The organism is Amycolatopsis sp. w19 (assembly GCF_051373225.1).
Classification (GTDB): domain Bacteria; phylum Actinomycetota; class Actinomycetes; order Mycobacteriales; family Pseudonocardiaceae; genus Amycolatopsis; species Amycolatopsis japonica.
Window position 1 is genome coordinate 258,568 of record NZ_JBPQFM010000006.1, and the last position, 11,389, is coordinate 269,956.

Consider the following 11,389-nt stretch of genomic DNA (forward strand, 5'->3'; position numbering starts at 1 on the left):
GCATGACCGACGCTTGAAGTTGACTGAAAGCGTTGACTTACGCGCAATAACGTTCATAACATCGGCGACCGCCCCGCCAACTGTGGTGCGGGTCACCCTTGGGAGAGAGTCATGCGGACCCTGCCTCTTCTCGGCGCCGCGGCCTTGGCCGTGGCGGCGACCACGGTGGTACCGGTGTCGTCCGACGCCGCGCCGCCGGACGCGACGTACACCATCACGGTCGATGCCAAGAAGTCGTTCAGCCCGACCACCGACACCCCGGCGAGTACCTATGTCGACAAGGACGGCACGTTCTACTTCCAGCAGGCGGCCGCGCTCTACGGTGCGGATCAGCCGCGGGAATGGGACTTCTACAGCGGACGCGATTTCGACGGCTTCACCAAGAACCCGATCAGTTCGGCGGTGAACCCGGCGAATCCCGCCGACCGCAACGACGACACCACCTGGCGCTGCAACAACAGCCCCACCGGCAAGGAATCCACCGATCCGCCCGCCGGGTCGGGTTATTCGCAGCGCAATTTCTGCGACCTCGTCGGCACGTGGGTCGATCCGGACACCGGCGACTGGTACGGCCTGATCCACAACGAGTTCACCCCCGAGCCGTTCGGCGCGTACTCGTTCTCCCATTACGACGCGATCGACATGGCCGTCTCGAAGGACCAGGGCAAGACCTGGACCATCAAGGATCACGCGATCACTTCGCCGTACAGCACGAAACGCGGTGACACGGCGGCGTTCCCGCATCAGACGTTCGACTACGGCGACGGCGACCCGCGCCTGTTCGCCGACACCGCCTCCGGCTATTTCTACGTCTACTACGGCTCGCGCATCGTGCCGAAAGCCGGAGCCGGCGGCCCGATGACCGGGCTGGCGCACGTCGCCCGTTCGCCGATCTCGGCCAAGATGGCGTCCGGCTCGTGGCAGAAGTGGTTCGACGGTGGCTGGAGCCAGCCCGGCGTCGGCGGTCGCGAGAGCAACATGGTCCCCGTGTCCGCCGCGGGCGACACCGGCTACACGCCCGTCGCGGACGACTACGACCCGGCCAACACCGGCAACGTCACCCAGCAGATCGCCGCGGGGCAGCTGCCGAAGAAGTCGGATCTGTTCATCATGAACATCGCCTACAACGCGCATCTCGGGCTCTACATCGGCGCGCCGGAGGCCGTGGACAGCGTCGTCCCCCAGCGTTATTACGTGACCGACGACCTGACGACGCAGAAATGGCGTCTCATCGGCGACACCGGGAGCTACACCAACCAGTCGTGGTACCGCTGGTTCGTCGACGCGGCGAACAAGACGAACTCGACCATCATCGGCAAGCAGTTCCGGTCGTACTGCGCGGTGGCCTGCTCGAACAACGCGGGCGGCGAGTACACCACGCAGACCATCACGTCGTCGGCGCCCGCACCGTCCCCTGTGGACACTTCCCGCAAATACCGGATCGGCCTCGGTGACGGCCGGGTTCTCGCGCAGGGCACCGGAACCGCGACGACGTCGGTCGCGGCCACGACCGGATCCGACCGCGAAGCATGGCAGTTCTCCTCCGACGGCGACGGCTCGTACCGCGTCGCCAACGCCGCCACGGGACAGTTCCTGGGCGTCGACGCCGTGCAGGCGGGCCGGGCGTGGGGCGCGAAACCGACCGCAACGTCGGCTTCGACGGTCGGACAGCAGTGGTTCGTCATCCCGTCCACTGTGGACAAGGGGACCTTCCGCCTGGTGAACCGCTACAGCGGCCTCGTGCTCGGCCTGTCCGGCAAGACGTCACGCCTGGCGGAGACCACCCCGCTGCGGTCTTGGACCGACACCACCGGGGACGCCGTCGGCGGCGGCCGGACCGCGGCCGAACAGACACTGAAGTTCACCGACGCCGGCGCGGGCACCCTCGACGGCGTCCACACCCTGGCCGCGTCAGGCAAGAACCTCGACGACCCGGACTCGTCGACGGCCGCCGGAACCCCGCTGGTCACCTGGACTCCGAACCAGGGCGCCAACCAGAAGTGGCTGTTCACCAGACAGTCCGACGGCTCCTACACGCTGACCAACGCGCATTCGAAACTGTGCGCCGACGTCGAAGGCGGGGCCACCACCGCGGGCGCGCGCGTCATCCAGTGGACGTGCACCGGCGGGGCCAACCAGCGCTGGAACGCGACGAAACAGCCCAACGGAACCTACAAGATCGCCAGTGTCCGCTCGGGTCTGCTGCTGACCACGGCGTCCACTTCGGACGGTGCGGCCGTGACGCAACGGGCCGACACGGGCTCCACGCTGCAAGCGTGGGCCATCGGCTGACCCCGCGTGGCCCGCTCCTCCGGGGGCGGGCCGCCCGGGTTGCGTTTGTGTGGCACATCACACTCTCACTGCACTTCCATGATCCGCAACCGTCTCCCTTCATGAGAGCACTTTCGGTGAAAAGTTCACCGGAAGCGTGGGAGGGAGAACACCATGAAGCACACCGGCATCATCCGCACCACCACCATCACGGGCGTCGTCGCGGCGCTGAGCCTGGCCGCCATCGTCCCGGCGCTGGCGAGCGTGCCTTCCGCCGACCCGGTCACCACCGTGGCCGACCTCGACGGCGACGGGGAGATCGAGACCGTCACCGCGCAGCTCACCGGCCCCGACGACCAGGTCATCTCGGCCACCGTGCACGGCACCTTCACGTCGATCCACCTCGGCGCCGACAGCTCCGTCCCGCTGGAGGCCCCGCGCGTCACCGACCTCAACGGCGACGGCCGCGCGGAACTGATCGTCACCCAGTCCGTCGGCGCGAACACCACGTTCTTCACCGCGCTGCACTACGACGGCCGCAACCTCGCCCAGGTCGTCGGCAACGACGACAAGCCGCTGTCGGTCGCCGAAGGCGGTGGCATCGCCGCCCACCTGGGTTACCAGTGCACCCCGCTCGACGGCGGCGGCCGCACCTTCGAAACCGTCGCGGCCGAAGCCGACGACGTCGGCGCCGACCCGCTCACCTACTCGGGCACGCGCACCGTCTACACCCTTCGCGACGGCGCGCTGACCACCCGGAAGACCATCCCGATCACGAGCCGTCCGGTGACCGACCCGGTGCTGGGCACCGACGCCGCGAGCTGCGACCAGCCCGGGGCCTGACGGCCCGTGCTCCGACACGGAACTCGCGTGATCGGGAGCCGAACTCACGTGATCGAAGCCGGAACTCACGAGTTCCGCTTTCCATCACGCGAGTTACGTCTTCAATCACGCGAGTTCCGGCCCCTAAGCGACTAAGGAGCGTAGGTCAGACAGTTGGCGGCATGGTCACCCTCGCCCGGTCCCACCCGGACACTCGAAGCGGTGCATTCCAGCGCGGAATTGTGGCGGCAGTCGGACCGGGAGCAGGCGCCCACCTGCGCGGTCACTCGATCGAGTCCGCCCTTGGTATTGAGCGGGACGAACGTTCCGCAATCGGCTGAACCATTGCCGCCGCCCACCGTGATGGCGAAAGCGTGACAGCCGTCGTGGTTGTATGAGCATCCGCTGACCGTGCATTCGTGGACGGCGGGCATTTCGGTGGTGGTCATAACGACTCCTGTACTTCGTGGTGGTGGTGTCGTTCGGTATGACCAGGGTTACACCGGCCCGGTGCGGCGGCAATTCGGGGAAATTCATTCACGTCCGGCGAGCAGCCGGTCCAGCCAGGAATCCCGGGCGGCGAGACACGATCGGGCGACGGCCGTTTCCGGTGCGAGATCGTAAAAGCCGTGGAACGCGCCGCCCCAGACGTGCAATTCCGCCTCTCCCCCGGCCGCCCAGATCGCGCTCGCGTACGCCACGGCCTCGTCGCGGAACACCTCGGCGGCGGCGACGTCGATGAACGTCGGCGGCAGTCCGCCGAGATCCGTCGCGCGGGCCGGGGCGGCATACGGCGAGACGTCGGGGCCGCCTCGCCGGTCGCCGAGGACCATCGTCCACGCCGTCAGGTTGCTCGTCCGGTCCCAGACGCCGACGCCGTCGTACCGGCGCGCGGACCCCGTGTCGTTCCGGTCGTCGATCATCGGGCACTGGAGCAGTTGGCCGCACAGCGCCGGCCCGCCGCGGTCGCGTGCCAGCAGCGTGACCCCGGCGGCGAGGCCACCTCCGCCGCTGCCGCCGAAGATGACCAGCTTGCCAGGGTCGAAGCCCAGCTCGTCCGCGTGCGCGGCCATCCACTCCAGGCCGGCGTAGCAGTCCTCCACCGGCACCGGATCCGGATGTTCGGGCGCGCGGCGGAATTCGACGGTGACCGCGACGGCGTCGTGCTTCATCGCCCATTCGACGAGCGGACCCACCGACGCGAACCGGTCGCCCATCACCATTCCGCCGCCGTGCACGTGGTAGATCCCCGGCCCGCCGGCGCGATGATCCCGGCGCGCGATGACCGAAACGGTGATTTCCGCGCCGCCGTATCCGGGGATCGTGTGATCGGTCCAGGTGACCGGGCGATCGCCGATCTGTTCTTCGATCGTCGGGAACGGCAACGCCCGGTACCGCTCCAGCTGATCCGCCGTCATACCGACCGGCACGTTCCCCTTCAGCGCGGGCAGCACGGCGGCGAGTTCGGGATCGTATGCGGGTTCCACCATCCGCGTGAGCCTAGAGGTCGACGTCCAACCGCGAAGACGCACGCGAAACACAGCAGTGCATCCGCCCGTCCGGCACCCCGATGTCGTCGCGGTGCTCCGGCTCCCCACCGACGACGCGGATCTCGCAACTCCCGCAAACGCCTTCGCGGCACCCGGACGGGATCCGGAACCCAGCATGGTTCAAGGCGTCCAGCAGGGATTCCTCCGCAGCGACCGGCACCGTCCGGCCCGAACGAACGCAGTGCACGTCGAACGGCACATTGGGCGCGAATTCCTTGGCAACCGGCCGAAAGCGTTCGAGGTGCAGGCGGTGCGCGGGGAACGCCGCCTCGGCCGCGTCGAGCATCGACGCGGGGCCGCAGCAGTAGACCAGCGCGTCCGGGCCGAGTCCGGCCGCCAGCGCGGCGAAGTCCGGCCTGCCGTCCGCGTGCAGACGCACCCTGTCGCCGTACGCCGCCTTGAGTTCGGCGGCGAACGGCATGGTCGCTTCGGACCTGCCGACGTACACCAATCTGGCCGAGTCACCCGCCGCCGCGAGCATCGGCAAGAGGGGCGTGATGCCGATCCCGCCCGCGATGAACAGGTACTCCGGGGCGGGCAGCAACGGGAAGTTGTTGCGGGGCAACGAGACATCGAGGGTCCGGCCCGCGCGCAGGAACAGGTGGACGTACTCCGAGCCGCCCCGGCTCAGCCGGTCGTGGCGGACGGCGACCCGGTAACGGCCGCGATCCGCCGGGTCCCCGCACAGGGAATACTGCCGGGTCAGCCAATTCGGCAGGGACAGATCGACATGCGCGCCCGGCTCCCAGGGCGCCAACGGCCCCTCGGCGCCGCGCAGCACGAGCGAGACGACATCCTCGGCGACCGGTTCCACGCGGTCCAGAACGGTCTTCTGTATCAACGGGATCACCTCAGTACAACTGCCGGTAGCCGGTTTCGAGCATGGTCTGCAGCACCGCGGGATCGACGCCGGGACCCATCTGCTCGGCGGCGACCTCGCCGACGGGCGGCAATTCGTCCGCCAGCGCCTGACTCGCGGGATCCCAGAGCCGGGACCGGATCAGCGCGCGGCCGCAGTGGAAGAAGGTCTCCACCACGTCGACGATGATCGCCAAGACCGCCGGTTTGCCTTCGGTGCGCATCCTGGCGAGCACGTCCGGCTCGTCGGTCGGATAGGCGCGACCGTTGACGCGGAAAACCTCCCGCACGCCGGGGACCACGAACATCAGGCCGATCCCGTCGTTCTCCGCGAGATTGCGGAAGGAGTCGGCGAGTTTGTTGCCCGGCCGGTCGGGGATCGCCAGGGTGCGTTCGTCGAGCACCTTCACGAAGCCGGGGTAGTCGCCGCGCGGCGAGCAGTCGGGCAGGCCCGTCGCGTCCGACGTCGCCATCGCCACGAAGGGGGCATGGGCGATGAACCGGTGGCCGTGCCGGTCGATCCGGTCGTGGACCTTGGCCTTGATCATGGCCTCCGGCTCCCCCAACCGGGCACGGACCTCTTCGCGCGACAGCCTGCGCGGACGCGTATCAGTGCTGGTCATGGCACAATTATGAGCAATTGTTCAGCCCGCTCGCTACTCGCTTTCACGCCGCTTCACCGGGAGTGTCATGACGTCGGAGCAACGACGGCTTCAGCCACGTAAACAGCCTCGCCAGGTCCGGGCCGAGCTCACCAGGCAGCGCATCCTCAGCGCGGCTGCTCACGTTTTCGCCGAGTACGGGTACGCCGCGGGGACGACGAACCGGATCGCCGAACGGGCCCGGATCTCGATCGGTTCGCTGTATCAGTACTACCCGAACAAGGACGCGATCCTGGCCGAGTTGCTGACCCGCCACCTCGACGGCGACCGGGCCACCGAGACGCTGCGCCGGTACAGGGAATCACCGGAGCCGCTCGAAACCGTCATCCGGGCTTTCGTGCACACGGTGATCGAGAACCATCTCGACGATCCGCGGCTGCTGCAGATCATGATCGAGCAGGCGCCCCGCTCCGGCGAACTGCTGGAACGCATCACCCGGCTGGAATGGGAGATGATCGGCGATCTGCGGGAACTGCTCCACGGCCACCCCGAAGTCCGCGTGCGGGACAAGGACACCGCGGCCCGGCTCGTCGCGTCGACCGTGGAGCTGACCGTGCACCAGCTCATCGCCTCGCCGGGCTCCATCGACGTCACGCGGCTCGAGAACGAGCTCGTGGCGATGATCACCGGCTACCTCCGCGCCTGATTTCCGGGTGTCGACCAGGCGATGAGCGGGTATCCACCGGTGTGAGCCGACTTGGGGACAGCGTGCGCGACCTCACCGCCCGATGGAGACGACGAGGTGGCGCACTCGCGCTGATCTGGACTTTGATCACCTTCGGGCTGGTCACGATGCTGTGGGTGTCCGGCTTCCGCGCGTGGCCGGTGTACCTGACCACGGTGCCGGGCGCCGTCGTCTCCGTCCTGCTGTGGATCGGTGTCGCGCGCACCCACCGCCGGAGGGCCACCGAGAAGCAGCCGAGCGGTTAAGCTACTTCAACGCGCGCGTGGCCAGCTGGTCGAATTCGCGATCCGGCAGGGTCCTGTTGAGTTCCAGGAGCTGCTCGGCGAGATGGCCGACGGCGTACCGCGTGTCCGGTTTCTCGGCTTCGATGGCGCGGCGGATGGCGTCCACGACCACCGAAGGGTCGGAGCCGTCGCTGAGCCCGGTTTCACCGTGCCGCGCCATGGCTTCCGCCATCTCCCGGTACGCCCCGTGGCCGGAGTTTTCCCGCAGCTGCGCGGAAGTCTGGTCCTCGAACTCGGTCTTGACGATCCCCGGCTGGATGATGACGACGTCGATGCCGAAGGGCTCGACCTCCATCCGGAGCGTGTCGGAGAAGGCTTCGAGCGCGTGCTTCGACGCGTAGTACCAAGCGCCGAACGGCAAGGCGATCTCGCCGCCGATCGACGAGACGTTGACGATCGTGCCGGATCGCGCGCCCCGCATGGCGGGCAAGACGAGCTGAACGAGCCTGGCGGGCGCCAGGAGATTGACTTCGAGCTGGTCGCGCGCGCTGTCGAGCGGTACGTCTTCGACGGCGCCGTGCAGCACGGTGCCCGCGTTGTTGACCAGGACGTCGATCCGTTGCCGCTCTTCGAGAACGGTGCCGACCGCCTGGCGGAGATCGTCCTCGCTCCGGGCGTCCATCTTCAGCACCCGGCCGCCCGCCTCGCGGAGGTCGTCCATCTTCTCCACGCGCCGCGCGGCGCCGTAGACGATGTGCCCGGCGCGCAGGAGTTCCAGCGCGGTGGCGTGGCCGATCCCCGACGAAGCACCGGTGACCAGGCAGACCTTGGCCGTCATCGCGGGTGCACCTCCTGATCTTTTCGGTTACTTCGAAACCGTAGGCTCGTTTTTCCCACTCCTGCAACATAAAACCTAGAATCGATGCAATGACCATGCCACTGAATGCACCGGAGGACGCGTGCCGGGAAACCGCCTGACCCGCGACGAGCGCGGGCAGATCGCGTCGGGGCTGTCGGCGGGGCTCTCCTACGCCGAAATCGCCCGTCGGATGGAACGCCCCAAATCGACCGTGATCCGGGAAGTGTCGCGCAACGGCGGCGCCCACGGCTACCGGCCGGATCAGGCGCAGCAGGCGACGCGATGGCGGGCGCGGCGCCGCAAACCCGGCCCGCCGGCCAGCGTCCCGCGACCCCCGGAAACGCTGCGCGACTTCGAAACCGAATTCGCCGAGACGATGACCGCGACCGGTGTCCCGGCGATGATGGCCAGAGTCCTGGCCTGTCTGTTCACCGCGGACACCGGCGGCGGCACCGCCGCCGAACTGGTCGCCAGGCTGGAGGTCAGCCCCGCGTCGGTGTCCAAGGCCGTCGGCTGGCTCGAACAACGCGGCCTGATCACTCGCGAGCGTGAGGGCAGGCGGCAGCGATACGTCATCGACGACGACTTCGGCTACCGCGCCTGGCAGACGAGTCTCGAAGCGATGACCCAATGGGCTGAAGTCACCCGACGAGGTGCCGCCCTGCTCGACGGCCCGGCAGGTGCCCGGCTGGACGCCACCAGCCGCTTCTTCCGGCATCTGCGCGAGGACATGAGCGAGGCGGCCGAACACTGGCGCCGGACCGGCCCGCGCTGACGGGGCGGGCGACCGAAAGCCGCCCGCCCCGTCCGGAACGCCGTGGCGTCACCCACGCTTGAATTCCTCCCAGGTCACCTTCTTCACCTTGGGGCCGTCGTCCTTGGCGTGGCTCGCCAGGCCGTTGAGGCCCTTGAAGTAGTCACCGGCCTGGGCCTGCGCCTGCGGCGACATGTCGGTGTCGCTGATCGCGATGCCGTGGATGTGCTCGACCCAGTCGCCCTGGCTCGGCGTGCGGTGCCAGGCGGCGAACCCGACCTCGCGCAGCGCCTTCACCGCGGCGGTCTTGTTCGGGAGATTGTTCACCGAGATGTCGACCGCGCCGCCGCCGTCGTGCGTACCGCCCGAAGCGCCCACTCCGCCGGCGTTGTACGAGCCCTGCGTGATGGTGAACTTCACCCCGGCCTTCTTCTCCGCGGCCGCGATCATGTCGGCCGTGCGCTTGTTGACCGTCTTGCCGTCCAGGCTGGTCTTCGAGCCGACGCCGATCGGCGCGGTCACCGTGTAGCGGCCCTTGCCCAGCTCGGTCAGCGAGCCCTTGCCCGGAAGACCGCTCGCGGCGAGGCCGCTGTGCCCGAGCGACTTCTGGTACTTCTGGTACGCGGTCACCGTCGAGGTGCCGAAATGCCCGTCGACCTGCTTCTTGTCGAGCAGGTTCTTCGCGGCCAGCGCCTGCTCGACCACCTTGACGCTCTCCCCGGAGCCCGGCGTGATCGACTGGTCGGCCTTGTACGGATCCCACATGGCCGCCTTGACCACGGCCTCCATGTTGACCGAGGGCGCGGCCACCGCGGGCTGTGCCGCCGTCATCCCCAGCGTGGCCCCGGACAGAGCGGCGAACATCGCGGCGGTTGCCACCTTGCGCATGACTGCTCCTTCACTCGATGGCTGCTCCCTGTGAGCAGCTCGTGACCGACACTGGCCCGGAAGCGGTGTCACCCGGAACCGCCTGTACGCAACGTCTGACGTCAAAAACCGCAGGTTGACAGCGTTTGACAGCGTGCGCGGCGGGCCGATCCCGCTGGTCGGCGCGGCGATCCGGACACTCTTCGCGATATAGTCACCAAGCCGCGAAGAGTGACGAAAAACGTTGTCACGGTGGACACGATCGCGAGGGGGAGCGTGCCGGAACCGCGAACAGGAGAACGGGCGCCGGAGCTCGAAGCGTTCATGGAGGAACTGCGGAAGCTCCGGACGCGAGCCGGGGAGCCGTCCTTCCGGAAGATGGCCGCGAAGTCCGGCGCGGTGTCCCACGCGACCCTGCACCTCACCGTCACCGGCAAGCGGTTGCAGCCGTGGGAGACGGTCCGGGAGTTCGTCCGCGCCTGCGACGGTGACGAAGAGGAATGGCACGCCCGATGGCAGGGTGTCCAGCTCGTGCTCTCCGCGGATCGCGAACCGGATCCCGCGCCGCGGTCACGGTCCAAACTCCTCCTCGTGACGCTCGCCCTCATCGCCGTCGCCGCGATCGCCGCCGTCGTGGTCGTCCTGCTGCCGGACGCGCAGGAGCCGTCCGTGCCGCCCCATCCCGGCGACGCCAGCAAGTTCGTCGCCGACGTCACCATCCCCGACGACACCGTGGTCAAACCGGGCAGCCAGTTCGTGAAGGTGTGGGAACTCAAGAACACCGGCACCGTCGAATGGCGGAAGCGGTATCTGCGCCGCACCGACCTTCCGGTCGCGCCCGGCGCCTGCCGCACCCCGGACCGGATCCCGGTCAACGACACCGCCCCGCAGGGGAACGTGCAGGTGACGGTCACCGTGAGCGCCCCGCCGACCGCGCCCGCCGACTGCAAGGTCTTCTGGAAGATGGTCGACGAGGAGAACCGGGAACTCTTCCCGGCCAGCAGGCCGATCTACTTCTCGGTGCTCGTGCGCGCCTGAGCCGTTTTCGCGTGCCCCAATTCCCGGCGTGTTCGCCTCCCAATCACGCGAGTTCGCCGTTCAATCACGTGAGTTCCGCCTCTGATCACGCGTGAGACGCGCCTGAGCCCGGGGAAAACACCTCGTTCGGCCGGAAAAGTGCGCTAGCCGCCGCTTTCCGGGCTCCCTACGCTGAATTCCGCGCACGAGAACCACAAACGGCCTCGGGAGACTCCAGTGAGAGCAACGAGAATCGTGTTCTGCGCCCTGTTCGCCCTCGGCGCCGCCTGCCTTTCCCCCGCGGCGTCGGCGGCACAAAACGCGTTCACCCTGTCCAGCACCGCGTTCGCCAACGGCGGCCTCATGCCCAAGGTGCACGAGTGCACCAGCGGCGGCGGGAACGATCCGGCCAAGAAGAACGAGTCGCCACCGCTGGCCTGGTCGGGCGCTCCCGCCGCGGCGAAGAGCTACGCGATCGTCATGCGCGACCTCGACAACGCCAACCTCATCCACTGGGTCATCTACGACATCCCGGTGGCCACGGCCTCGCTCCCCCAGAACGTCCAGCACGTCTACCGGCCGCCGGTTCCCGCCGGCTCCAGGCAGGTCTACTACCGCGGCAGCGCCAGCCTCTACGGCTACCAGGGCCCGTGCTCGCCCTCGACCGTGAACACCTACGAGTTCGTCGTGCACGCCCTCGACCGGGCGTCGCTCACCGGCCTGAACTCCGGTTCGTCGACACAGGCCGCCGCCAGGGCGATCACCGCGGCTTCGATCGGTTCGGCGAGGATCACCGGCGAGTCGTAAGTCCCCTGGTCAC

Annotated in this window: 13 protein-coding genes; 7 read left to right on the forward strand and 6 right to left on the reverse strand. The window is 68.3% G+C overall.

Going from position 1 to position 11,389, the window contains the following annotated elements:
* Positions 1-111 precede the first annotated feature (111 nt).
* Positions 112-2,292: an RICIN domain-containing protein gene (locus tag ACSMFO_RS15910; RefSeq protein WP_436459215.1), complete on the forward strand. Its 2,181-nt coding sequence runs from the start codon at positions 112-114 to the stop codon at positions 2,290-2,292.
* 153 nt (positions 2,293-2,445) lie between these two features.
* Positions 2,446-3,114 (forward strand): VCBS repeat-containing protein, encoded by a 669-nt coding sequence (locus ACSMFO_RS15915; RefSeq protein WP_436459216.1) that lies wholly within the window; start codon positions 2,446-2,448, stop codon positions 3,112-3,114.
* Positions 3,115-3,245: 131 nt separating this feature from the next.
* Here the strand turns inward: ACSMFO_RS15915 and ACSMFO_RS15920 are convergent, their stop codons facing one another.
* The 4 genes from ACSMFO_RS15920 to ACSMFO_RS15935 form a co-directional block, all read right to left on the reverse strand.
* On the reverse strand, positions 3,246-3,542 hold the full coding sequence (locus ACSMFO_RS15920; protein ID WP_016331847.1) for a DUF1540 domain-containing protein: 297 nt from the start codon (positions 3,540-3,542) through the stop codon (positions 3,246-3,248).
* Positions 3,543-3,626: 84 nt separating this feature from the next.
* Complete coding sequence (locus ACSMFO_RS15925) at positions 3,627-4,583, reverse strand: alpha/beta hydrolase (RefSeq protein WP_436459218.1); 957 nt, start codon at positions 4,581-4,583, stop codon at positions 3,627-3,629.
* Positions 4,584-4,593: 10 nt separating this feature from the next.
* On the reverse strand, positions 4,594-5,481 hold the full coding sequence (locus ACSMFO_RS15930) for a PDR/VanB family oxidoreductase (protein WP_436459279.1): 888 nt from the start codon (positions 5,479-5,481) through the stop codon (positions 4,594-4,596).
* A 13-nt stretch (positions 5,482-5,494) separates the two neighbouring features.
* Positions 5,495-6,124, reverse strand: coding sequence for an MSMEG_1061 family FMN-dependent PPOX-type flavoprotein (locus tag ACSMFO_RS15935; RefSeq protein ID WP_436459220.1), 630 nt, complete (start codon positions 6,122-6,124; stop codon positions 5,495-5,497).
* Between the two features lie 67 nt (positions 6,125-6,191).
* On the opposite strand from ACSMFO_RS15935, the gene ACSMFO_RS15940 reads away from it, so the two are divergent.
* Positions 6,192-6,809 (forward strand): TetR/AcrR family transcriptional regulator, encoded by a 618-nt coding sequence (locus ACSMFO_RS15940; protein ID WP_436459221.1) that lies wholly within the window; start codon positions 6,192-6,194, stop codon positions 6,807-6,809.
* A gap of 62 nt (positions 6,810-6,871) precedes the next feature.
* Complete coding sequence (locus ACSMFO_RS15945; protein WP_436459222.1) at positions 6,872-7,093, forward strand: hypothetical protein; 222 nt, start codon at positions 6,872-6,874, stop codon at positions 7,091-7,093.
* Position 7,094: 1 nt separating this feature from the next.
* Here ACSMFO_RS15945 and ACSMFO_RS15950 read toward each other — a convergent pair whose 3' ends face one another.
* Positions 7,095-7,910 (reverse strand): oxidoreductase, encoded by an 816-nt coding sequence (locus ACSMFO_RS15950; protein WP_436459223.1) that lies wholly within the window; start codon positions 7,908-7,910, stop codon positions 7,095-7,097.
* A gap of 121 nt (positions 7,911-8,031) precedes the next feature.
* Between ACSMFO_RS15950 and ACSMFO_RS15955 the strand changes: the two genes are divergently transcribed.
* The gene (locus ACSMFO_RS15955; RefSeq protein ID WP_436459224.1) at positions 8,032-8,706 is read left to right on the forward strand and encodes a helix-turn-helix domain-containing protein; all 675 of its coding nucleotides are present in this window, start codon (positions 8,032-8,034) and stop codon (positions 8,704-8,706) included.
* A gap of 48 nt (positions 8,707-8,754) precedes the next feature.
* Here the strand turns inward: ACSMFO_RS15955 and ACSMFO_RS15960 are convergent, their stop codons facing one another.
* Complete coding sequence (locus tag ACSMFO_RS15960) at positions 8,755-9,573, reverse strand: peptidoglycan-binding domain-containing protein (RefSeq protein ID WP_037346325.1); 819 nt, start codon at positions 9,571-9,573, stop codon at positions 8,755-8,757.
* A 210-nt stretch (positions 9,574-9,783) separates the two neighbouring features.
* Between ACSMFO_RS15960 and ACSMFO_RS15965 the strand changes: the two genes are divergently transcribed.
* Both ACSMFO_RS15965 and ACSMFO_RS15970 read left to right on the forward strand, forming a co-directional pair.
* Entirely contained in the window at positions 9,784-10,590 is an 807-nt protein-coding gene (locus ACSMFO_RS15965) for an NBR1-Ig-like domain-containing protein (RefSeq protein ID WP_436459226.1), read from the forward strand.
* A gap of 234 nt (positions 10,591-10,824) precedes the next feature.
* Positions 10,825-11,376, forward strand: coding sequence for a YbhB/YbcL family Raf kinase inhibitor-like protein (locus ACSMFO_RS15970; protein ID WP_436459280.1), 552 nt, complete (start codon positions 10,825-10,827; stop codon positions 11,374-11,376).
* Positions 11,377-11,389 lie beyond the last annotated feature (13 nt).

What these genes read in the sequence shown, in the direction of transcription:
- ACSMFO_RS15920 (WP_016331847.1), bottom strand. Translation starts at nt 3,542, where the DNA reads ATGACCACCACCGAAATGCCCGCCGTCCACGAATGCACGGTCAGCGGA.
- ACSMFO_RS15950 (WP_436459223.1), bottom strand. Translation starts at nt 7,910, where the DNA reads ATGACGGCCAAGGTCTGCCTGGTCACCGGTGCTTCGTCGGGGATCGGC.
- ACSMFO_RS15940 (WP_436459221.1), top strand. Translation starts at nt 6,192, where the DNA reads ATGACGTCGGAGCAACGACGGCTTCAGCCACGTAAACAGCCTCGCCAG.
- ACSMFO_RS15935 (WP_436459220.1), bottom strand. Translation starts at nt 6,124, where the DNA reads ATGACCAGCACTGATACGCGTCCGCGCAGGCTGTCGCGCGAAGAGGTC.
- ACSMFO_RS15910 (WP_436459215.1), top strand. Translation starts at nt 112, where the DNA reads ATGCGGACCCTGCCTCTTCTCGGCGCCGCGGCCTTGGCCGTGGCGGCG.
- ACSMFO_RS15960 (WP_037346325.1), bottom strand. Translation starts at nt 9,573, where the DNA reads ATGCGCAAGGTGGCAACCGCCGCGATGTTCGCCGCTCTGTCCGGGGCC.
- ACSMFO_RS15925 (WP_436459218.1), bottom strand. Translation starts at nt 4,583, where the DNA reads ATGGTGGAACCCGCATACGATCCCGAACTCGCCGCCGTGCTGCCCGCG.
- ACSMFO_RS15915 (WP_436459216.1), top strand. Translation starts at nt 2,446, where the DNA reads ATGAAGCACACCGGCATCATCCGCACCACCACCATCACGGGCGTCGTC.